This window comes from Ewingella sp. S1.OA.A_B6 (assembly GCF_049889095.1).
GTDB lineage: Bacteria > Pseudomonadota > Gammaproteobacteria > Enterobacterales > Enterobacteriaceae > Ewingella.
The window spans coordinates 1,458,923-1,480,890 of sequence record NZ_JBLJFK010000001.1 but is presented as its reverse complement, the minus strand read 5'-3'; the positions used below and the strand labels follow the sequence as shown (position 1 = coordinate 1,480,890).

Annotated in this window: 19 protein-coding genes; 4 read left to right on the top strand and 15 right to left on the bottom strand. The window is 52.9% G+C overall.

The genetic code is table 11. The annotated features are described in order from the left end of the window. Nucleotides 1–472 precede the first annotated feature (472 nt). From corA to ACMV8I_RS07035, 4 genes are read right to left on the bottom strand one after another with little or no spacing between them, the layout of a single operon-like run. Entirely contained in the window at nucleotides 473–1,480 is a 1,008-nt protein-coding gene (gene corA / locus ACMV8I_RS07050) for a magnesium/cobalt transporter CorA (RefSeq protein ID WP_498864457.1), read from the bottom strand. 5 nt (nucleotides 1,481–1,485) lie between these two features. Then, on the bottom strand, nucleotides 1,486–3,048 hold the full coding sequence (locus ACMV8I_RS07045) for an efflux transporter outer membrane subunit (protein ID WP_498864456.1): 1,563 nt from the start codon (nucleotides 3,046–3,048) through the stop codon (nucleotides 1,486–1,488). Nucleotides 3,049–3,054: 6 nt separating this feature from the next. Then, nucleotides 3,055–4,623: a DHA2 family efflux MFS transporter permease subunit gene (locus ACMV8I_RS07040; protein ID WP_498864455.1), complete on the bottom strand. Its 1,569-nt coding sequence runs from the start codon at nucleotides 4,621–4,623 to the stop codon at nucleotides 3,055–3,057. Then, the gene (locus ACMV8I_RS07035; protein WP_498864454.1) at nucleotides 4,620–5,849 is read right to left on the bottom strand and encodes an HlyD family secretion protein; all 1,230 of its coding nucleotides are present in this window, start codon (nucleotides 5,847–5,849) and stop codon (nucleotides 4,620–4,622) included. Before ACMV8I_RS07035 ends, ACMV8I_RS07040 begins: the two co-directional genes overlap by 4 nt. 280 nt (nucleotides 5,850–6,129) lie before the next feature. Here ACMV8I_RS07035 and ACMV8I_RS07030 point away from each other — a divergent pair, with 280 nt between their 5' ends. Next, nucleotides 6,130–7,050: a cation diffusion facilitator family transporter gene (locus ACMV8I_RS07030; protein WP_498864453.1), complete on the top strand. Its 921-nt coding sequence runs from the start codon at nucleotides 6,130–6,132 to the stop codon at nucleotides 7,048–7,050. A gap of 57 nt (nucleotides 7,051–7,107) precedes the next feature. Here ACMV8I_RS07030 and ACMV8I_RS07025 read toward each other — a convergent pair whose 3' ends face one another. The 7 genes from ACMV8I_RS07025 to ACMV8I_RS06995 all read right to left on the bottom strand — a co-directional run bounded on the left by ACMV8I_RS07025 (nucleotide 7,108) and on the right by ACMV8I_RS06995 (nucleotide 15,649). Continuing rightward, complete coding sequence (locus ACMV8I_RS07025) at nucleotides 7,108–7,254, bottom strand: DUF2474 domain-containing protein (RefSeq protein ID WP_498864749.1); 147 nt, start codon at nucleotides 7,252–7,254, stop codon at nucleotides 7,108–7,110. 28 nt (nucleotides 7,255–7,282) lie between these two features. Further along, nucleotides 7,283–8,290: a cytochrome d ubiquinol oxidase subunit II gene (gene cydB / locus ACMV8I_RS07020; protein WP_498864452.1), complete on the bottom strand. Its 1,008-nt coding sequence runs from the start codon at nucleotides 8,288–8,290 to the stop codon at nucleotides 7,283–7,285. Then, nucleotides 8,280–9,716: a cytochrome ubiquinol oxidase subunit I gene (locus ACMV8I_RS07015; RefSeq protein WP_498864451.1), complete on the bottom strand. Its 1,437-nt coding sequence runs from the start codon at nucleotides 9,714–9,716 to the stop codon at nucleotides 8,280–8,282. Before ACMV8I_RS07015 ends, cydB begins: the two co-directional genes overlap by 11 nt. A 264-nt stretch (nucleotides 9,717–9,980) precedes the next feature. After that, nucleotides 9,981–10,247 (bottom strand): helix-turn-helix domain-containing protein, encoded by a 267-nt coding sequence (locus ACMV8I_RS07010; RefSeq protein ID WP_498864748.1) that lies wholly within the window; start codon nucleotides 10,245–10,247, stop codon nucleotides 9,981–9,983. A gap of 456 nt (nucleotides 10,248–10,703) precedes the next feature. Beyond that, nucleotides 10,704–12,122: an alkaline phosphatase gene (phoA, locus tag ACMV8I_RS07005; protein WP_498864450.1), complete on the bottom strand. Its 1,419-nt coding sequence runs from the start codon at nucleotides 12,120–12,122 to the stop codon at nucleotides 10,704–10,706. A gap of 183 nt (nucleotides 12,123–12,305) precedes the next feature. After that, nucleotides 12,306–13,226: a L,D-transpeptidase family protein gene (locus ACMV8I_RS07000; protein ID WP_498864449.1), complete on the bottom strand. Its 921-nt coding sequence runs from the start codon at nucleotides 13,224–13,226 to the stop codon at nucleotides 12,306–12,308. Nucleotides 13,227–13,531: 305 nt separating this feature from the next. After that, nucleotides 13,532–15,649 carry a TonB-dependent siderophore receptor gene (locus ACMV8I_RS06995; RefSeq protein ID WP_498864448.1) on the bottom strand — a complete coding sequence of 706 codons (2,118 nt, stop codon included), beginning with the start codon at nucleotides 15,647–15,649 and terminating at the stop codon, nucleotides 13,532–13,534. 427 nt (nucleotides 15,650–16,076) lie between these two features. Here ACMV8I_RS06995 and ACMV8I_RS06990 point away from each other — a divergent pair, with 427 nt between their 5' ends. Next, on the top strand, nucleotides 16,077–16,760 hold the full coding sequence (locus tag ACMV8I_RS06990) for an O-methyltransferase (protein WP_498864447.1): 684 nt from the start codon (nucleotides 16,077–16,079) through the stop codon (nucleotides 16,758–16,760). Nucleotides 16,761–16,770: 10 nt separating this feature from the next. On the opposite strand, the gene ACMV8I_RS06985 is transcribed toward ACMV8I_RS06990, so the two are convergent. Beyond that, nucleotides 16,771–18,729 (bottom strand): glycoside hydrolase family 3 protein, encoded by a 1,959-nt coding sequence (locus tag ACMV8I_RS06985; protein ID WP_498864446.1) that lies wholly within the window; start codon nucleotides 18,727–18,729, stop codon nucleotides 16,771–16,773. A 286-nt stretch (nucleotides 18,730–19,015) separates the two neighbouring features. Between ACMV8I_RS06985 and ACMV8I_RS06980 the strand changes: the two genes are divergently transcribed. Then, nucleotides 19,016–19,303, top strand: a complete 288-nt coding sequence (locus ACMV8I_RS06980) for a Bor family protein (RefSeq protein WP_498864445.1) — start codon at nucleotides 19,016–19,018, stop codon at nucleotides 19,301–19,303. A gap of 62 nt (nucleotides 19,304–19,365) precedes the next feature. Here ACMV8I_RS06980 and ACMV8I_RS06975 read toward each other — a convergent pair whose 3' ends face one another. Next, nucleotides 19,366–19,884, bottom strand: a complete 519-nt coding sequence (locus ACMV8I_RS06975) for a chromate transporter (RefSeq protein WP_498864444.1) — start codon at nucleotides 19,882–19,884, stop codon at nucleotides 19,366–19,368. Continuing rightward, nucleotides 19,884–20,468 (bottom strand): chromate transporter, encoded by a 585-nt coding sequence (locus ACMV8I_RS06970; protein WP_498864443.1) that lies wholly within the window; start codon nucleotides 20,466–20,468, stop codon nucleotides 19,884–19,886. Before ACMV8I_RS06970 ends, ACMV8I_RS06975 begins: the two co-directional genes overlap by 1 nt. Before the next feature lie 122 nt (nucleotides 20,469–20,590). Between ACMV8I_RS06970 and ACMV8I_RS06965 the strand changes: the two genes are divergently transcribed. Continuing rightward, entirely contained in the window at nucleotides 20,591–21,508 is a 918-nt protein-coding gene (locus tag ACMV8I_RS06965) for a LysR family transcriptional regulator (RefSeq protein ID WP_498864442.1), read from the top strand. On the opposite strand, the gene ACMV8I_RS06960 is transcribed toward ACMV8I_RS06965, so the two are convergent. Continuing rightward, nucleotides 21,505–21,858: an ArsR/SmtB family transcription factor gene (locus tag ACMV8I_RS06960; protein ID WP_498864747.1), complete on the bottom strand. Its 354-nt coding sequence runs from the start codon at nucleotides 21,856–21,858 to the stop codon at nucleotides 21,505–21,507. The two genes, ACMV8I_RS06965 and ACMV8I_RS06960, sit on opposite strands and share 4 nt — an antisense overlap. Nucleotides 21,859–21,968: the final 110 nt, after the last annotated feature.

Here is a 21,968-nt window from a genome sequence, read left to right as displayed (position 1 = left end):
GCCGCAAAATCCCGCCGCTGTGCGGTACTCTCAGTTCGGGCTTCAACCCGCGTAAACTTCCACGCGGTTTTGCGCCTCTCCCTCGACGTCGTTTTGAACGCGGCCGACGCTTTTTCAAATTCAAATTCAAATTCAAATTCAAAACCTCATCTGTTTTTGTCTTTTAAAAAGTCCGGGCCGCATTCAAAAATGCCGCCGGAGGAGCGGTGAGAAACGACGAACAGGTTTATCGTGAGTTGGTCCGAACCCGAACGGAAGGGACCGCAACGCGGCGGAATTTTGCGGCTATAACAGCGATGACTGGAACACGGCCATCACGATTCAGCGATAGCGCGCAGTTAAAAAAACGCCGGATTGTTAAGGGCCGCGTTTACGGCCCTTAACCCGGTGTGGGCCGGCGCCCACGACCTTGAATTTGAATTTGAATTTGAATTTAAAAATTTACCTCAGCTTTCTAAAAGCTGAAAAACACTCATAACCACCCGGACTTCTTCAACTTCCAGTACAGCAAAACGCATCCCACGACCGTGACCCCGACGGTCACCGGGTAGCCCCACACGTCATTAAGCTCCGGCATGTTCTTGAAGTTCATACCGTAGAGGCTGAAAACCACGGTAGGGATCGCCAATATTGCACCCCAGCCGGCAAGGCGCTGTACCACTTCGTTCTGATGCACGGACACCAATGCCAGATTGACGTGCATGGCGTTGGCGAGCATTTCGCGCATGTCGTCTGTGACGGTGATCACCTGATGTGAATGGTCCTGCACGTCGCGAATATATGCCCGCAGGCTTTTCGGGATCAGATCTTCGTAATGGTGGCTGAGCTGGTTACAGATATCTTCCGCAGGCACGGCGGCGTTACGGAGTGACAACAACTCGCGGCGAAGCTTATACACATCCTGAATCGCGTCCTGGTCGAAGTCAGACTTAAACATCTTTTGCTCGATATGGTCGAACTGTTTGGTGTATTCACTGACGATCGCCAAATAGTTATCCACCACCAGGTCAAGCACGCAATAGAGTGCATAGGCTGGACCCTTAGCGAGCATATCCGGGCACTCTTCAGCGCGGGCACGGATATGTTTATAGCTGGATGATGCGCCGTGGCGTACGGTGATCAAAAAATTCTTACCCAGAAAAATGTGGGTTTCACCATATTCTATTTTGTCGTCCACCAGCTGCGCAGTATGAATGACGATAAACAGCGATTCTCCATACTGTTCAATTTTTGGGCGCTGATGGGCCGCGAGCGCATCTTCAATCGCCAGGTCGTGCAGGCCGAACTCTTCCTGGATAGTGCGCATCAGACTGTCTTCTGGCTGCCATAGCCCCAGCCAGACAAAGGTGCCTGGCTCTTTCAATACTTCGCTAATGTCTTGGGTGGTGACTTCCTGTAAACGCTTTCCATCCCGGTAAGCGACACTGTTAACCACGGAATCACAGCTGGGTTTTTTTTCTTCTTTTGCAATGGCGTTCATCGGTCTTATTCCTCAGCCGTGGTTTGCACGCGGACATCCGATGTTGCTGCCGGACCGAAAACGGTATAGGTCGGCAATTTCACATTCTGGTACGGCTCCCAGCCGCCGCCGAGGGCTTTGTAGAGCGAGACTAAATCGGTACTGGTCTGCACTTTTGCGGCAGCAGATTGCTGTTTGGCCTGCGCCAGCTGACGCTGGGCGTCCAGCACGTTGATAAAGGATGACAGTCCTTTGCGGTAGCTGTCGGATGCCAGTTCAAACGTCGTTTGCAAGGCTTTGGTAGTTTGATCAAGGCCGGTCATGCGGTCTTGATCGGTACGGTAATTGACCAGCGCGTTATCGACATCCTGCAAGGCAGTCAGCACCGTCTGGCGATAATTCAGTGCGGAATTAGCCTGCTGCGCGCGGGAGAGATGCACACTGGAGACCAGCCGACCGCCCTGGAAGATGGGCAGGGTGACCGAAGGGCCGAAGGAGTAAAAGTTGCTGCTCCATTTATCGAGATAACTGGCGTCAGTGTTGCGCATGCCAAACTGGCCGGTGAGCGAAATACTCGGGAACATTTGTGCCACTGACACGCCGATCTCAGCCGTGGCGGCATGCAGATCCGCTTCCGCCTTGCGCACGTCCGGGCGGCGGCGCGCCAGCTGTGATGGGACGCCAACGGGAACAGCGGCAGGTAAGGCTGGCATCGGTTTGATGGGCGTCAGTTCTCTATCAAGTGTGCCTGGAGCCTGGCCGAGCAACACCGCTAGCCCATTCATCGCCTGACGCGCCTGGGCCTGATACTGTGGCAATTGGGCACGCAGTGAACCCAGCTGAGCACGGGCGTTTTCTACATCCATCTGCGGAGCCAGACCGTTCTTTTGCTGACTTTGAGTCAGCTCCAGCGTCTGCTGAGCGACATCAATCTGCGTCTGAATAGCGGCGGTAATGCTTTGTGCACCGCGCAGTTGCAGATAGGCGCGCGCAACTTCGGCCTGTAGTGACACCAGTGCATCGTTACGCTGCTCCAGGGATGACTGCTGCTGCGCGTTAGCGGCTTCGACCTGACGGCGTGTACCGCCGAACAGATCCAGCTCCCAGCTGGCATCAAAGCTGCCTTGATACAGATTCGATGGTCCGGTGGCGGAATCAATGGCGCTCGCGACTTGAGGACTTGAGTTCTCAGTCTGACTGGTAATGCCGTTGGATTCGAGTATGCCTTTTAAACCCAGCTGCTGGCGGGTGAACTTGGTGTTGGCCTGAAGTGATGGCATCCATGCGCCGCGTGCCTGTGTGACTTGCTCGCGCGCGCCGGCGATACGCAGAACGGCCTGTTGCAGTGAAATATTACCGGCTATGGCACGGTCGATCAGGCTGTCGAGCTGTGGGTCCTTAAAGGCTTTCCACCATATCGGGTTGGGTTCTGAGGGCAGGGCGATTGACGCACCGTCCTGAACCTGCGGGCGGCTCATATCGTTATAAGCCGCAGGTGTTGTCGATTTTGGCTGCTGATAATCAGGGCCGACGGAACAACCGGTCAATGCCAGAGCCAGCGCGGAAAGTGTGTATGTCAGATTTTTCATTTTTTATCAGTGTGCTCCGGCACTGCCTTCGCTCTTAACCGGCGAAAGCAGAAAACAGAAGGGGATCAAAATAACGGCGACGACGGCGCAGTAACTGAAGACGTCGATGTAGGCCAGAATGCGCGACTGCGAAATCATCTCCTGATACATACGCACAGTGGCGATCTGCATCGGGTCACCCGCCACGTGTGCGAAATCGCGAACGGCAGCGGCGCTGCGGCTAAGGGCTTGGTTGAACTGCTCGTTAAACGGCGTCATGTTGCTCACCATATGGGCGCTATGTGCCTGACCGCGTTCGGTCACCGCGGCGGTAGACAGCGAAATCCCAATCGACCCAGCGACGTTACGGAACATAGTGAACAACGCGGCGGCATCGGCATTCAGACGCTCCGGAATCGTCACAAAAGCGATAGTTGTGAGCGGCACAAACAGGAAGCCGAGGCCCAGCGACTGCATGCTGCGGTACAACACCAGCGTGGTGAAATCGACGTTGGGCGTTAGCCTGCCGGAGTAGATAAACGACGCGGCCAGCAGGAAGAAGCCAAAGGCGATGATGTAACGCGTCTGCACGATAGGCATGAGTTTCAACACCAGCGGAATCGACAGGACGATCAGAATTGCCCCAGGCGACATCACCAGCCCGGCGAGCGTCGCTGTGTAGCCAAGCTGTTGCTGCGAAAGCTGCGGAATAATCACCGAACTGCCATACAGGATAACCGACATGCCCGCCATTAATAGACCCGCAACTGCGAAGTTACGGTCTTTAAGACAGCGCAAATCCACTACGGGTTTTTTGGCATATAACAGCCAGTAAATTGCGCCGACAATCCCGGTGATGGCAAGGAGTGCAAAGGTGACGATAAAGGCCGAATTGAACCAGTTTTCATCCTCGCCACGGTCCATCATCACCTGCAAACAACCGAGGCCAAGCGCAATCAATCCAATCCCGATGTAGTCAATGCTCAGCTTGCCTTTTGCCTTGCGCTCCCACGGTGGATCTTCCAGCAGTTGGTAAATCGCCAGCAAGGCAATAAGACCTACCGGAATATTGATAAAGAAGATCCAGCGCCAACTGATGTTATCGGTGATGTAACCCCCGAGGGTCGGCCCGATCACCGGCGCGACGATAATGGCGATCGATGACAGACCAAAAGCTTTGCCGCGATCTTTCGGTTTGAAGTAATCGAGCAGTACGGATTGTTGCACCGGCTGCAAGCCCCCGCCGAAGAAGCCCTGCAAAATGCGGAACAGAATCATTTGCCACAGTTCGGTGGCGATACCGCACAGGAAGGAGCAGACGGTGAACATTCCGATACAAATCAGAAAATAGTTTTTGCGGCCCAGTACCCGACTGAGAAACGCGGAGATCGGTAATACGATACCGTTTGCCACCAGATACGAGGTGAGTACCCAGGTGGATTCATCGTAACTTGATGAGAGGGAGCCGGCGACGTGCGGCAGCGCGACGTTGACGATCGTGGTGTCTAAAATTTCCATAAACACCGCGATGGTGACGACCGCAGCCACCGCCCACGGGTTGCTGGCAGGTTTCCAACTGCTGCGAGCCTCACTCATTCGACGGTAACCGTTGGGTCAACTGAAAGGCCTAATGGCAGCGGTTGCTTTGGATCCAGTCCGCTGTCGATAACAATTTTCACCGGCACACGTTGCACAATTTTCACATAGTTACCGGTCGCATTTTCCGCCGGGAAAGCGGAGAAGCGTGAACCGGTGCCTTGTTGCACGCTGTCGACATGGCCGTGTAGTTCGATGTCCGGATAGGCATCAATCTTTATCAGCACTTTGTTACCCGGACGCATGCGTTCGAGCTGTGATTCTTTGAGGTTAGCGACTATCCATATATTGGGGGAAACGATAGAGAACAGCGACGAGCCGGCCTGCACCAGCGTACCCAACTGCACATTACGCATGGTGACATAACCATCGTAAGGCGCGCGGACATCGGCATAGGAGAGGTTCAGCGCAGCGGTTTCTAGCTGGGCTTTAGCCTGTTCAACTTGCTGCTGACGCGCTTCGACGTTGGTTTCTGCCTGACGGATTTGCAACCCGACTTGCGCGGCAACCTTTACCTGCGCTTTGGCATTTTCCAGGTCGGCTTTGGCAGAACGCAACTGCGCGCTGGCACTGTCAATATTTTGCTGTGAGGTGGCGCGTGGATCGACACCGTGCTGACGGCGGTAATCTGCCGTGGTGTTCAGCAAACTGGCTTCGGCTCGCGTTTGCTGCGCCTGAGCCTGTGCCAGTTGGGCGGGATACTGCACCTTTGAGAGTTCATACTGCACCTGCGCCTGATGCAGTTGAGAAATCGCAACGCCCAGCTGCGCCTGCGCCTGATCGCGCTGTGCGGTAGCATCACGTGGGTCAATTTGCACCAGCAACTGGCCTTTTTTCACCAGTTGATTGTCTTTTACCACCAGATTAGTGACATAACCGGAAATTTTTGGCGCGATGGTGACTGCGTCACCGTCGGTAAAGGCATCATCGGTGGTGATCTGATCTTTGGTCATCAGCCACCAAACGAGCGCAACAATCACCATCACAATCACCACAACACCCAGGATAATCAGCGGTTTTTTGCCTGGCCCTTTGCGTTTTTCACCGTCGCCCTGCGGACTATCACCTTGATCTTTATCAGAAGGAGCCCTGTCCGTGTTGTGCTCGTTTGGCGAAGAAGAACGGTGTCCTTCCCCGGTTTTTATCTGGCTGGAATCGAGTTCAGATTGTGCGTCGGTTGAAGGTGCATTGTTGTGGTGGGTGGCGTCATTTTTATTAGTGGTCATAATACTCATCTGGTTATGGGCATGATGCATGAATGAGGGATCTCATTATTCTCGTTTCACCCTAGATTGTATTGATGTAAAAGCAAGTAAATAAGCGTCAAGTTAGTACAGTGAGGGCACGAAAATCCACACCATAGGCTTGCTCCTAAAAAAGAGAAAAAAGGGTATAATCCACGTCGCCCATTTAGTGGTAATACCTTGTTAATTTATAAAATCCAATTTTGTATCAGGAACCCTGTGTGAATAGTTCTCAAACTGATGTTATTTTCCGGAACCGCCGATGAGCCGTCCTGCACCGTATAAAGGTTTGACCCGCGTGGCCTCACTGATTTCAGTGTGCGTGGCGCTGGTGTTGGTATTCGTCAAAGTCTGGGCCTGGGTCGCCACCGGATCAATTGCCATGCTGACTTCCGCTGCGGATGGTCTTGTTGATGTGCTGGCTTCAATGGTGACGTTGATTGGTGTGAGTTATGCCGGTCGGCCAGCCGATAAAGGCCACCGCTATGGGCATGGCAAAGCCGAAGCCGTTGCGGCCTTTGTGCAGGCTTTATTACTCGGTGCTGCGGGTCTGGTGCTGGGGGGGGAATCCATCAGCCGCATTATCAATCCGCAACCGCTGGCGCAGTTGGGACTGGGTATTTGGGTGATCATCGGGAGTAGCTGCGCAGCTATTTGTCTGGTGCTGATGCAAACTTATGTAGTGAAGCGCACAGGTTCAACGGCGATTGCCGCCGATCGCGCACATTATATTACCGACGTAGCGGTCAATATTGCAGTGCTGGTGGCGCTGGTACTGGAAAGCTATCTTGGCTGGACGCGTTCTGATTCTATCGGTGCGCTGCTGATATCGTTCTATATGATCTGGAACGCACGCGGTATGGTCGGCGACGCCCTTAAGCAACTGCTGGATCGCGAATTGGACATTGAGGACCGCAAACGTATCAAACATGCTGTCCTCAGTGTGAATGGCGTCAGCGGTGTGCATGATATTCGCACCCGTAACGGCGGTGACCGCGTGTTCGTGGAGTTTCACGTGGAAGTGGATGGCGGATTGTCTGTGGATGTTGGGCATGATATCGGCGATGCCGCCGAAGTGGCCGTCAGCCTGTTGTTTAAGGTGGCAGATGTCACGGCGCATCTCGAACCGGCCGGTATTGACGACGACCGGCTGGATGATCTGCTAAATAATATTGTTAAGTAAGCGTCGTTGGCGGTTTTATATCGGACACCGCGTGCGACACGCGGTGTCCGTTTTTATTTAATGACTCCGCATTCCTGCCGCCGTCATTAACAACCTGAACAGTGACGCTACCACAAACAGCGTCAGTACGCTGCCGGCCCAGATGATGGCCAGCCAACCCACGCGTTTCCACCACGGCTGGCGGATCACGCTCTGATCGTCCATCTCTCTGATGAGTTTTTTCATTATTACCTCAATGATAGCCCTGATCGTGGGTCACTTTCCCCCGGAACACGTAGTAGCTCCAGAAGGTGTAAACCAGAATGATCGGGATGATAATAATCGCGCCGACCAGCATAAAGCTTAGGCTTTGCGGCGGTGCGGCGGCTTCCCACAGCGTGATGGAAGGGGGAATGATGTTCGGCCAGATGCTGATCCCGAGGCCGCTATAGCCAAGAAATATCAGAGCCAGCGTCAGCAGGAACGGCGCGTGGTGTGACTTTTGATTCACCGTTCGCAGCATCCAGAGCGACACCAGAAGCACCAGAACGGGCACTGGCAGGAACCACAGAATATTTGGCATGGTGAACCAGCGGTCAGCAATCGCAGAGTGCATCAGCGGCGTCCACAGGCTGATGACGGCTATCACCAGCAGGAAGACCAGCAACAGCGGTTTCACCCGGCGTTGCATATTCTCCTGCAATGGGCCTTCGGTTTTCATAATGAGCCAGGTGCAGCCAAGCAGGGCGTACGCGATCACCAGCCCGACGCCACAGAACAGCGTGAACGGCGAAAACCAGTCCAATGCACCACCGGCATAGGCACGGTTAACCACCGGAATGCCGTTGATCACCGCACCGAGTACCACGCCTTGGCTGAAAGTGGCAAACAGCGAACCCCAGATAAAGGCTTTGTCCCAGACATGGCGTTTTTCTGCGCTGGCCTTAAAGCGAAACTCAAAGGCCACACCGCGAAAAATCAGCCCGAACAACATCAGCGTCAGCGGGATCGCCAATGCATCAAGGATCACTGCGTAGGCCAGCGGAAAAGCACCAAACAGTGCTGCACCACCGAGCACCAGCCAGGTCTCGTTTCCGTCCCAGACCGGGGCCACTGTGTTCATCATAACGTCGCGTTCATGTTCCTCTTTGACCAACGGAAACAGAATGCCGATGCCTAAGTCGAAGCCGTCCATCACCACGTACATCATCACGCCAAAGACGATGATTAAAAACCAGATCAGCGGAAGATCAATGCTCATTGTCAGCTCCTTTATCATGGTCGTTCAGCGATTCCTGCGCCGCAGAAAGAGGGCGGGCCGGTGTGCGATGTTGCCCCGGTCCGCCGTGATTAGTTTCTAATCCTTCGTGAGCGATCGGCCCTTTACGGATCAGACGCATCATGTACAGGTAGCCGACGCCAAACACCGAGCAGTAAATCAGAATAAACAGCAGCAGACTGATGCTCATCTGCATCGCGCCGTGACCCGACACCGCGTCTTTAGTGCGCAACAGGCCGTACACCACCCAAGGCTGGCGGCCAATTTCTGTGGTGAACCAGCCCGCCAGCAGTGCCAGCAAACCTGAAGGCCCCATCCAAAATACAAAATGCAAGAAGGGCCGTGAACGGTAAAGCGTGCCACGATGGCGCAGCCACAGGCTCCAGACGCCCGCCAGGATCATCAGTAACCCCAATCCAACCATGATACGGAAGGTGAAGAAGATGATGGTGGAGTTTGGCCGGTCCTCTTTGGCGAAAGACTTCAGCGCAGGAATTTGCTGGTCCAGACTGTGGGTTAGAATCAAGCTACCGAGCCAAGGGATCTCAACGGCATAGCGCGTCTCTTCACGGTTCATATCGGGATAGCCAATCAGCACCAGCGGCGACGGTCCGCTGTGGGTATTCTCCCAGTGGCCTTCAATCGCGGCAATTTTAGCTGGCTGATATTGTAGTGTATTCAGGCCATGGGCATCACCAAGCATCGCCTGAATGGGGGCGACGATTAGCGCCATCCACATTGCCATTGAAAGCATAGTGCGCATCGCCGGGTTGTCGCGGCCCTTGAGCAAATGCCACGCAGCTGAAGCCCCGACAAAGAAGGCAGAAGAGAGGAAAGCCGCAGTTGTCATGTGCAGCAAACGGTAGGGGAACGACGGGTTGAAAATGACCTTGAACCAGTCGACCGGCACCACCTGATTATTGATGATCTCAAAGCCCTGTGGCGTTTGCATCCAGCTGTTGGATGCCAGGATCCAGAAGGTGGACATCAGCGTACCGAGTGCCACCATGCAGGTGGCGAAAAAATGTAAGCCGGGGCCGACGCGGTTCCAGCCAAACAGCATGACGCCAAGAAAACCGGCTTCGAGGAAGAAGGCGGTCAGCACTTCATACGTTAGCAGCGGGCCAGTGATACTGCCGGCGAACGACGAAAAAAAACTCCAGTTGGTCCCAAACTGATAGGCCATCACCAGCCCGGAAACTACGCCCATGCCGAAGTTTACCGCAAAAATTTTCGACCAAAAATGGTACAGGTCGCGGTATTCCTCTTTTTTTGTTTTCAGCCACATACCTTCGAGCACAACCAGAAAACTGGCCAGTCCGATGGTGATGGCAGGGAAAATGATGTGAAACGAGACGGTGAAAGCAAACTGGATCCGGGCCAGTTCGAGTGCATCCAGACCAAACATAACGACCTCTGTTTTTTTGCGGAATGACTCTTTCAGCATAGGCGCAGGCAGCGGAAGGTGCGCGATGAGATTTGCAGGTGAATTCTCTAAGAAAGGTCATGCCACGTTGGTTTTTTGCGAGGCGTGAATTTAAGCACGGCAGATAGCATGTATAACAGTAACAATATTATGAATAAAAACTATAACAGATGGCCTTTGTCATTAAGGCGGTGACAACAAGCGAGCTTAAAAGGTTCAGGTTCGCTTCACCGCCAGAGTTTAGGCTTAGATTTTCGTTTTATTCCTCATGTTTTTTACGATCGGTCGTCCGCTCTGATCGAAATAACGCTGCGGCCAGATTTCAGAAGGGGTGACACCAATGGCCTGTGCTATCAGCAACTCACCTTTCGGCCAGGGCCGGGAAAGTGCGTTGGACAGGGTTGATGAGCAGAGGCCAGACTCGCGTGACAACGCAGCCAGTGTAGTGCCTTTTTTACGCAACGCAGCGATGATATCTGCCGGATGCCAGTTCTGATGAAAATCGGGGGGCAGAATAGAAGATGAGGGATTAACTTCACGTGTATTGGTTACTGACTGGTGAGTGATAGACATTCGCATTCTCCGTTGCAAAACGAACTTTACTACCACCAAAAGGTGCAAATCTCTTGGGTGGTAGCCCAGACGGAGTTTGCACTACCGGCCACAACGGATCACCGGCCAGCCCGAAGGCTGCCCCGCCTGAGCCACCATAGAAGCATTGCTTATTACGTGAACAGTTAATAAACAAAAGGTGTGCTAAGGCTTCGATATATAAATGCAATCTACATATCGACGCTGTGTTATCCAGGGTGCAAATCCCGGCTGCGGATGTGCCGCAGCGGACGAAACTATACCGCAATCGCTTAGCGGAAACCATGCATCTGTGAGGGGTTACATAAGTCTGTGGCGTTAATTTAATCAATAATCCGGCAACAGCCGGATTATTGATCTTGGGGGAAAAGAAAATCGTTATTTAATCGCCATGGCATTTTTCATGGTGAAGAACAGATCGGTCTGGTCAGTCAGGCCCGCGACGTTGGCGGCATGTGGACCATAGGCAGCAATACGCAGCTGTGTTCCTGTGTGGCCCTGCGAATCCTCCTCCGAGTTACCGTAGCTGATTGTCATCGGTGCACCATCTTTGGTGGTCAGCGTTTGCGTGAGGCCTGGTGCTTTGGCATCAGTTTCAATGATCTGGCTGGAATGGGCATGGTCAGCGGTCACAATGACCAGCGTATTGCCCTCTTTACGGGCAAACTCGAGCGCTTTCTGTACAGCCTCGTCGAGGTCGACAGTTTCGCCGAACTGACCGCATGGGTTGGCCGCGTGATCTTGTTTATCAATCGATGCGCCTTCCACTTGCAAGAAGAAACCTTTTGGTTGCGATTTCAGTAAATCGATGGCCTTTTCGGTCATGGCTGCCAGCGTAGGGATATCCTTAGTGCGTAGCGGATTGGTTTCACAGGTAACTGCTGGCTTGTCGAGATTGCCATGATAGCTGGCTTTTGGCCCGCTCCAGCGCACCGGCATATTGCCCGCAGAAAACAGACCCAGAAGGGGTTTTTGCTGATCTGCGAGTACCACCGCTTTCAGCTCATCTGCATTCTCTACCCATTGATAACCCTGCGCGATGGCCTGATCTTTCAGTGATTTCCCCTGAAACTCACCGCTTTTAGCTAGCTGGCTGAAGGATTTTGCCCCGCCACCGAGCGTGACGTCTGCGCGGCTTTTCAGCAACTGCTCAGTAATCGAGCCGCGACCGCCATTTTCCAACGCGTTAGTTGGGCATTTTTCACTGGTTTCTTCGGGCCCATAGCACTTACGCGAGGTGACGTGCGAGATCTGTGCCGCTGGGGTGGCATCCTGCAATTCGGCGGTAGAGACGTTGCCGGTAGCAAAACCTGCCGCTTTAGCCAGCTCAAGCAAGGTGTCATGATCTTTACCATTGACGTCTACGCCCAGTGCACCGTTGTAGCTTTTAACCCCGGTTGACCAGGCGGTTGCCGAGGCCGCAGAGTCGGTCACGTAGTTCGGTTTATGCGTTTTCTTGTCAAGTGAATAATGGGTGTATTGTCCTGTGAGCGGCAGTGCATCAATACCTTTAAAATAACCGCCGGCACCTTCAGCGTAGTTTCGTGCTGAGGTGATTTCAGAATCTCCCATGCCGTCGCCAATCAGCAGAATCACATTTTTTACTGTCTTATCGGAAAGCGACGCTTTTAGCGCTTCGGTCTGGTCACCGCTCAGACGGCGTGCACCGCCCTGTTCAGTGATATTGCCAGTGGCTGCGCGGGACGTCATAGACGCGTCGGCAAGTGCAGCCTGCGTAGAAGTGAGGAGCAGAGCGGCAACAACCGCACGAGAGATAAGAGAAACAGGCTGATACATAAAGAAAACTCCGTGTAGTAGAACGTCAGATAAGAAAAGACACAACTTGTCTTACTTTGTTACACGGGATCTTAAGTCAGTAGCATGACGACTTTATGACATTGAACATTTAAAGAGGAAAGCGGGGTGGGGCCAAAAAAAAGCTCCTCATATGAGGAGCTTTCTACTGCAGGTGAAGCTGAATTAATTCACCAGCGTTGGCATACCTGAACGCAGTTCGATGGCACGCTGAACCACAGTCTGATTGACGCTAGGGTCCATAGCGATGGCACCAACTTTACCGGTCAGGGAAACAGGGATTGGCTCTTGAGAGTCAAACTCTTGCTCATTCGCTGACAGTGGGTTGTGGATCTCTACATAACGCTTGCCACCTGGCTCAACGGTTGCCTTCAGCGGCTCGTTGATAAACTGTACACGAGTGCCTTGTGGCACGTTGTCATACAACCATTTGATATCAGCATCACGCAGACGTACACAGCCGTGGCTCACGCGCAGACCGATACCAAAGTTGGCATTGGTGCCGTGCACGGCATAAAGACGACCAACGTATAGTGCATACAGGCCCATCGGGTTGTCCGGGCCAGCAGGGAAGACGGCTGGCAGGACTTCACCGCGTGCTGCATATTCTTCATGCATTTTTGCGGTTGGGGTCCAGGTCGGGCCCGCTTTCTTACGCTGGATAGTGGTCACCCAGTTCAGTGGGGTGTCTTTACCCAGTTCGCCGATGCCGATCGGCAGGACCACGACGGTATTACTGCCTTTCGGGTAGTAGTACAGACGCATCTCAGCGCTATTGATAACCACGCCTTCGTGTGGGGTATCTGGCAGGATCAACTGATGTGGAATGGTTAACACAGTCCCTGGTGTTGGCAGGAAAGGATCCACACCTGGGTTAGCTTCAAGCATGTTGCTCAGGCCCATCTGGAACTGTGCAGCATAACTTTCCAGCGGTAATTTGCTGTTTTCTGGAACGGTAACGGTGATGTTCTCCCCGATTAACCGCCCATTATTGGCCGGGAGAGGATAGACCACGGCAGAGGCTGCCTGGCTGTACGCAGCAACTGCCAAAACCATAGTAAAGATCGCGCGAATGCTCATTTTCATATTTTCGTTGGTTGTTATTGCCACACCGGCAGTTGTTGTCAGGTTGTTCCCCCGGCGTTACACAACCGGATGAGTATTGTAGATACACATGAGCCTGATAGGGAATCAAGATGTGTAACTAATCACATTTCTGGGCCGCTAAGTATAAGGATTTATTTCAAACAGGCCAAAGCTTTCTCAGCAAGTGTGAAAAGTTCCCTCAAGAGACTGCATTTTTTACCAGATTGGTGGCAAACATTTTACATTTTAGCTGAAAAAAAACCGGCAGATTTGCCGGTTTTGCATTTTAAACGTTTAAACCACTATCAGAAATCATACCCGACGGTTGCTACGACGGTACGCTCCTGGCCCCAGTAGCAGTAGCTGGTACCATAACAGGCGGCGACATATTTCTTGTCGAACAGGTTATTGGCATTCAACTGCACATAAGCGCCTTTTAGTTGCGGGTTAAACTGCGCCAAATTCATACGTACTGAAGCATCGACCAGTGTGGCGGAAGGCATATGCTGGGTGTTTTCATTATCAGCCCACTGGGTACCGATATAACGCACGCCCGCTCCCAGATCCACGCCTGCCGGCGTGTTGTACTGACCCCAGATAGAGGCCATCTGCTTCGGCGTTACGTAAGGCGTGTTGCCGTTGTTCTCGGTAGCATCATCCAGACGTACTTTGTTGTACGTATAACCCGCCATAATGTTGAAGCGTTCTGTCACCTGCTTTTTGGCTTCCAGCTCAAGGCCTTGCGAACGCACTTTTCCTGCCGGCTCATAGTAGCTGCCTACCACAACACGGTTACCCACGTCATCCTGAGTCAGGTCAAACAACGCGGCGGTATAGAGATCTGACGTTCCCACTGGTTGGTATTTGATCCCGGCTTCGTACTGCTCGCTCTGCATTGGTTTCAGCAAGGTATTGTTCGGACCTGGCAGGGAAGACGGGGTCATGGCCTGGCTGTAACTCACGTAAGGCGAGATGCCGTTTTCAAACGCATACAACAATGAGGCTCGGCTATTGAAATGGCGGTCAGTTCGCTCGGTGGTGACGTCAGTGAGTGCAATGCTGTCTACTGCCGCCGTTTTAGTTTTCAGCGTGTCATAGCGGCCGGAAAGCGTCAGGTGCCACTGATTCCATACCATATCATCCTGCAAATAGGTGCCCATTTGCTCATAACGGTTTTGGCCGGTTTTACTGCTGTAATAATCCAGACCCGGTCCACCGGTATAGCCGGTGTAAGGATTAAGCGTGCTGGCTGTTGCGCTCAGGGATTTCAGGTCATTCATAAAGTAGGAGTAATCGAAACCGACCACCACTTTATGTTCTAGCTCGCCGGTAGCGAAATCGGCTTCCAGCTGGTTATCGACGGCGACGCTGTTCAGTGACGAGGTTTCACCGGAGTAGTAGCGGTTCATCAGGGTACGGTCCGCGTTCCAGCCCGCCTGATAGACCTGATCCAGTTCAGTGTTGGAGTGCGTATAGTTGGCATTCTGGCGGAACGACCACACGTCGTTGAAAGCGTGGCGGAATTCGTAGCTGTAGATCTGCTCCCAGCGTTTGAACTGGTTGAGAGAGGACTCGCCATCAAAGAAACCGCGGCTCAGTTTATCTCCGTACAGGCTGCCGTCGGCAGGCACGGCGGCGTGGTAACCACCGGAAGGATCTTTTTGCAGGTAGGCGCGCAGTAACAGCGAGGTATTTTCATCCGGCTGCCACATCAGCTGTGGGGAAATGGCATAACGCTCTTCACGCTGATGATCGTATTGGGTATCGCTGCTGCGGGTCATCCCCGTCAGGCGGAACGCCCACTGATCGTTGATGGCGTTGGTGTAGTCGAATGCGCCGCCTTGGGTATCTTGCGTCCCGCCGGAAAGGCGGAAGTGACCTTCTTCACTGAACTGTGGGCGTTTGGTGGTTTCCATCACCAGACCGCCAGGAATGCTTTGACCATACAGCGCAGATGAAGGGCCTTTGATCACATCGATACGTTCGAGGAACCAGGGATCAACCTGAATGGAGTTATAGCTGCCGCCATCGCTCAAAATACGCAGGCCATCGAGGAAGGTATTGTTGACGTCACCGCCGTGGAAACCGCGCAGGGAGATAGTGTCATAGCGCGTTGCGCCACCGGCAAAGTTGGTAAATACGCCCGGCGTGTAGTTCAGCGCGGCGTTGACGGTGGTGGCGTTCTGGTCGTCCATCTGCTGACGCGTTACGACGGATATGGCCTGGCCAGTGGTCATTATCGGCTGATCTGTCTTGGTGGCGGTCCGGCTGGTTTTCGCATTGTACCCCTGGGTTGGAGTATCGGCGGTTTGCACCGGTGCTGAGGTTACAACCACAGTTTCTTCCGCGAAAGAGGCAGCAGGAAGCGTCAGAGCGACGGCACACAACAGTACCGAACGCTTAAGAGGGAAGGCCAACAACATGTTCAAAGTTCCTATGAATTCTGAGTAGAAAATGGAGTGATGAATTAATTAATTGCATGTCTGACGTCTAAAAACTAAGCGCAAACACCGACTGTTTTCGCGCGAAAATCCCCGCCAGTGGCGAAAGGTTCTTTTAGGATTCGCCATGGCAATGGTAAACATAATGATAACTATTATCATTATTATTTTACAAATTCAAGTGAACTTTCTTCAAAACTTGTGAAGTGCATGAATTTTTATCCGCATGAAAATTATGGGATTAGTGTTCAAAAATGAATAAAGCCATCTTGGGCAATGTCACATTTGTGACTGTCTCACGGCATCAGGGATGAGATATTCCGTGAAAAAATCTAAACAAACAGGCAGGAAGGGTATTAGCTTTAATAGTGCGTTTTTCAAAAATAGAGATTCACTATGGGGAGCCGGAATGATTCAGCTAAGCGCGGAGCAATACAGTGAGAAATGGACTCAGGTCGATAATTATTTGGTCAGCCATTTAATTGAAGATGACCCGATTTTAGATCAGGTACTCAAAAATAACCTCGAAGGTGGTTTGCCTGCTCATGACGTCGCACCGAATCAGGGGAAATTACTGGCATTTTTTGCACAAATGATCGGCGCACATAGAGTGCTGGAAATCGGCACGTTGGGCGCATACAGCACCATCTGGTTGGCGCGGTCGATACCTGACTCTGGTCATGTGGTGACATTGGAAGCCGACCCGCATCATGCTCAAATCGCGCAGGTTAATATCCGGCTGGCAGGTTTACAGGACAAAATTACGCTGCACGTTGGCGCTGCGTCCAACACCTTGCCTTTACTGGAGGCAGAAGCACCCTTTGATCTGATCTTCATTGATGCCGATAAACCCAGCAACCCGCTGTATTTAGAGTGGGCACTGAAGTTGTCTAAGCCGGGAACGTTAATCATCGGAGATAATGTAGTGCGCGACGGTGCCGTGCTGGATCCTGGCAGCGACGATGCCCGTGTTCAGGGCGTGCGTCGCTTTATTGAGATGATTGAGCGGGAGCCGCGTTTAACGGCCACCGCGTTGCAAACCGTCGGCAGCAAAGGCTGGGATGGTTTTGTGCTGGCGCGGGTTACCGGTTAGAAAACGGTTTTTACCGCGAAAGCCCAAAGCCAATTTCATACAGAGGGGATTCACTGTCATGCGGCATGTCCGACTTCTGTTTGCGTATCGCAGCCATTGAGGAGGGCAGCTCAAATGGGAGTTTTCCAGTGAACGCTTCTCCGCTGGTCAGGCGGGTGAACAGTACGGTATCGCTGACGCCGAAGTTGCCCACAATGGCTTTGGCTTTTTCTTTGACGTTAGTCAGAATGGCTGGGCGGTCGAGGTAAACGGTGACGACCGTCGGCACATGTTTACTGGCATTAACGATCGCTTGATAATCGACATTATCATCGGTAAACGCCAGCGAACCTTCATGATGACGCTTGCCAAAGAACCAGCTCTCATGCAATTTCTCATGCGGTGTTTGTGTGCGAATTAAGGCCACATCCGCCTTCTCTGGAGAATCAACTACGATGAAACCAGCCGCTTGTGCCGCCTTTGGTTCGATGCCATACAGCCAGATTTTTTTGCCTTTCTTGAGCGGTAATACATCATCGGTATTTTGCAGTAACACCAGCGAGTGCCCTTGTGCCGCGTTAGCTTCTTTCTGCCAGTCCGCTCGGCCTATGGTTTGCACCGCTTTTTGTACATCAACATACGGATTTTCAAACAAACCCGTCTGGAATTTCTGTTCAAGAATGCGCATTACGGACTCATTCAGGCGTTCTTCAGTCAGCTGTTTTTCATTGACCGCGTTAACCAGCAACTGGGAGTCGGTGACACCACCAAACTGATCGACACCGGCTTTCACCGCTTTGACAAAGCGCTGCTGAGGCGTCAGATCTTCAACGCCCCAGGACATCCCGCCCGGCACGGGCTCTTTGTTGTCTTGCGCGCCGTTGTTACACTCTTCGTCGCAGTCGCTGGTGATCAGCCAGTCGCTGAGGATCACGCCTTTGAAGCCGTATTGCCCGCGTAGAATGTCGGTGAGTAGCTGATGGTTGAAACCGGCACCTACTTGTTCCACCGGTTTGCCTTCGATGTTGACATTTTTCAAGATGGAATAGGTGGGCATTACGCTGGCGACGTTGACTTCAAATGCACCGGTGAACGGATAAATATGTTCTTTAAGATTGTTGCCGGGAAAGATGGCGTTCTTGCCATAGGCGTTGTGGCTGTCGAAGCCATTTTCGGCTGCGCCGTAACCGACCCAGTGTTTCACCACTGAAATCACGCTGCCCTGATTCAGGCCGTCTGCGCCGTTTTGCATACCTTCAACATAACCGCGCACCATGTTGTGAACGCGGGTCGGATCTTCACCGAATGTTCCGCTGATACGCGCCCAGCGTGGTTCGGTTGCCAGATCTGCCTGCGGTGACAGCGCTTCCCGGATCCCGGCGGCCAGATACTCCTGACGGACGATGTCGGCATAGCGGCGGGTCACTTTCTCATCGCCAATCGCGGCCAGACCTAACGTCTCCGGCCACTGGGTGAATTTGCCGGATGAGGTGCTGGCGCCGATAAGATATTCGAACGAGTTGCGCGGATCGCTGCTGATGGTGACTGGAATACCCAGCCGCGTGCCTTCGGCGATCTGTTGAAGTTTGTTATTTTCTTCCGCCATCACTGCCGGGTCATCCGCCGACAGACGGGTGATCAGGCTGTTTACTTTCGCTCCGGCAATCATCTTTTTCGCGGCTTCAATATCGTAATGTGTTCCTGCACCCACCGGGCTGTTGGCCGTCGGCGCGGACCCGTGCATCATCGCGCCCGCTTTTTCTTCCAGCGTCATGTGCTTCACCAGATCTGCTGCGCGCTCTTCTGGAGTCAACCGCCAGTCTTCGTAGGGTTCGAGTTTTTCTGAGTGGTTGAGATCTTTGAACTGCAAGCCATCGACGCTCAGTAACGTTACTTCACGCTGGCTGAGATCGGGCTGAGTGTTGTCGGCAGAGGCAGTCGCAGAAAGCAGGAGGGCAGAAACAGCCAGGCTCAGAGGTTTACTATTCATCATCATCCTTAACTTTTTTTGATATATAAAGAGTTGATATCTAAAGTGGGTATATAGAGAAAATCGATGTTCAATCAATAGCCTATTTGCAGGATGAATGTTGAGATCGGCTTCTCAAATAAAAAGCACATTAAGTATGTTAATTTTAAAACCTGATCTAAACTTCTGCCTGAATCGTCCGATAACCTAAATTAGTCAACGACTGCAGCCCGTTTCTGTAAGCGGGAGCATCCGCAGACTGTTATCGATATTTAATGGTCGTTTTGGCCTTCTATAAGGGATTTTCATGAATAAGGTTATTTTAGCTGCGGCCGTTGCCGTACTGTTATCCGGCTGTGCGCAGCAAACTTTCAATATGGATCAGGGGATTGCGACCACACCTAAGCAAGTGACCACGCATCACTTCTTTGTTAGCGGTATTGGTCAGAAAAAATCCATTGATGCTGCGAAAGTATGCGGCGGCGCGGAAAAAGTGGTACGTGTTGAAACGCAACAGACTTTCGTGAACGGCCTTCTGGGTCTGGTAACTTTCGGGATTTATACCCCACGTGAAGCACGTGTTTACTGTTCTTAAGTCGAACTAATTGATTGACTCAGGCTGCCAGTGGGCAGCCTTTTTTATCAACTCAACTCAACTCAACTCAACGCCAGCCCCAGCACTGCGCCTGCCGCCAGCACCCACAGCGGATGGATGCGTTTGTTCATCGCCAACAGGGTACACAAAATGATTATGCCCCCCATGATGACCGTGGTGGCCGATGCTTTGGCGATCAACAGCCCGCTTGATACCACCAGACCGACGGTTACCGGCACCAGCCCGCGCTGAATAACCTGCCGCCACGGTTTGTCTTTATAGCGTTTCCAGCCACCCATGACGATCAGCGTCACGATTGACGATGGGCCGAACTTCGCCAGCGAGGACACCAGCAGCCCTGACCAGCCGGCGACCTGCCAGCCAATCAGCGGCACGATCATCATATTCGGGCCGGGCGCTGCTTGCGCCAGCGCAAACAGGGCACTGAATTCCTGTGCGTTCATCCAGTGGTGCACATCCACTACGGCGCGCTGCATCTCGGGCAGGATGGTATTGCCGCCGCCGAAGGCCAGTAAGGAGAGTTCGGTGAAGAGCAGAGCAAGGGAAAGTAAAACCGCCATCAGAATTTACTCCTGGCGCAGATGAAAATGCTGACCGGCGCCAGCACCAACATGACCGGCAACATCGGTATGCGAAATATGGCGATAGCCACCACCCCAACGGCGACCAGTGAAAGTTGCAGCCATTTTCCCCGCAACGGTGCCAGCATTTTTATGCCGGTCGAGAGCAGTAAACCGGCGGCCGCGGCGGCCATCCCGGCGAACAGATGCTCTACCAGCGGTTCATTCTGATAGCGTGCATAAACTAAACCGAGCAGCACGACGCAAATCGTCGGGGCCAAAATTAAGCCCAACAGCGCTGACAGCGCACCGCGCAACCCGCGAAATTCCATCCCCAATGCCACTGACAAATTAATGATATTGCCGCCCGGCAGAAACTGGCAGAGCCCCAGCAGCTCGGTGAACTGACCCGTACTCAGCCAGCGTTTTTTTTCCACCAGCATATGCCTTGCCATAGGCAGCACGCCGCCAAAGCCGGTCAGGCCCAGAACAAAAAAGCCCATAAAGAGTTGTCGGCAATCAGGTGATGCTGCTGTTTGATCATCGGTATTTAATAGGGTCACTTCCCGTATTGGTTCGGTCATACTCACCCTCCCTGCAAATTTAATTCGACAATGCCAAAGGCGTAAATTTCTTTAAGGATCATGCGCGTGGCTGTGCCATGATGTCTAATGCATTTATTGGTTGCAATGGATACCCTGAAAGTATGGCAATGATTGAACTCAAACGGCTTAACGCCTTTGTAACCGTGGTGGAAGCCGGGAGTATTACCCGGGCCGCTGAGTTGTTATTTATTCAACAACCGCCGCTGACCCGCTTATTACAGGGGCTGGAGCAGGATTTTGGTGTGCCGCTGCTTAAACGCCTGCCACGCGGCGTGATCACGACCGAAGCTGGAGAAGTGTTGCTGAACGAAGCCCGCGCGTTGCTGGCGCGTGCCGACCAACTGAATGCTGCCATGCAACGTGCCGTGCTGGGCGAGCAGGGGCGGATCCGCATCGGTTTCACCAGTTCAGCGGCCCTGCACACCTTTGTACCTGGACTGCTGCGCCGTTATCGCGAAATTTTCCCTTCGGTCAGCACGCAGCTTGAGGAGAGCGGCAGCGGCGAGTTGTTGGCAGCGGTGGTTGCCGGGCAGCTTGACGTGGCGTTTGTGCGTATGTCGGTGAAAGACATGCCGGAGTTAGAGATGGAAAAAGTGCTGGAGGAACCCATGTGGGTGGCGGTTCCCGCCGGACACCAGCTGGCGTTGCGACGGTCTCGTCAGCCTCTGAAACTGAAAGAACTGAGCAATGAACCCTTTGTCTTGTACCGGCGGCGGGCTGGGCAAGGGTTGTATGATGCAATACTTGCCGCGTATGTCCGTGCCGGTTTCAGCCCGCACATTGTGCAGGAAGCTCCGCGCTTAACCTCATGTCTGAGTTTGGTGGGTGCTGGGTTAGGCATCTCTATTGTGCCTGAATCCATGATCCGGTTGGGCGGCGACGGCGTCGTCTTTTTACCGCTGGATCCGACCACGCAGCTCAGCGCGCCCTTATATCTGGCGCGGCGGGGAGACTGTCACGCATCGTCTATAATTAATACGTTTTGCCAACTGGTGAAAACGCAATTGGCGGGAAATTAAAGGTGTTGGTCTGAGATATGTTTTTGAGTGGATTCCAGCGTAATGCCGTCCGATTCAATGACGCTCAGCAGGGATTCAAGCAGGCCGGGAAAGCGTGCGTTGAGGTCTTCACGGCGTAGTGACAGTAAATTGGCACGGCCGTCCGGGCGTTGCCAGATCACGCCGCTCTCGCGCAGCACGCGCCAGTGATGGGTCAGAGTCGATTTCGATAATCCCTGCAACAATGTACCGCATGGATATTCGCCACCTTTTGCCAGTGCGCGTACCACGGCCAGGCGCAGCGGGTTTCCGAGTGCAGTCAGCACATTCTCGAGGCGGATCTGCTCGCGTTCAGGGTGATTGGCTATCATCAGACTTTTCTCGAATCCTTCATCTTGCTTCTGCATTGGTCGCGCAATATAGCCTATACCTACTTCAGTTTACAGCGCGCCGATTTCAGCGATAGTGAAAATAATTGTAC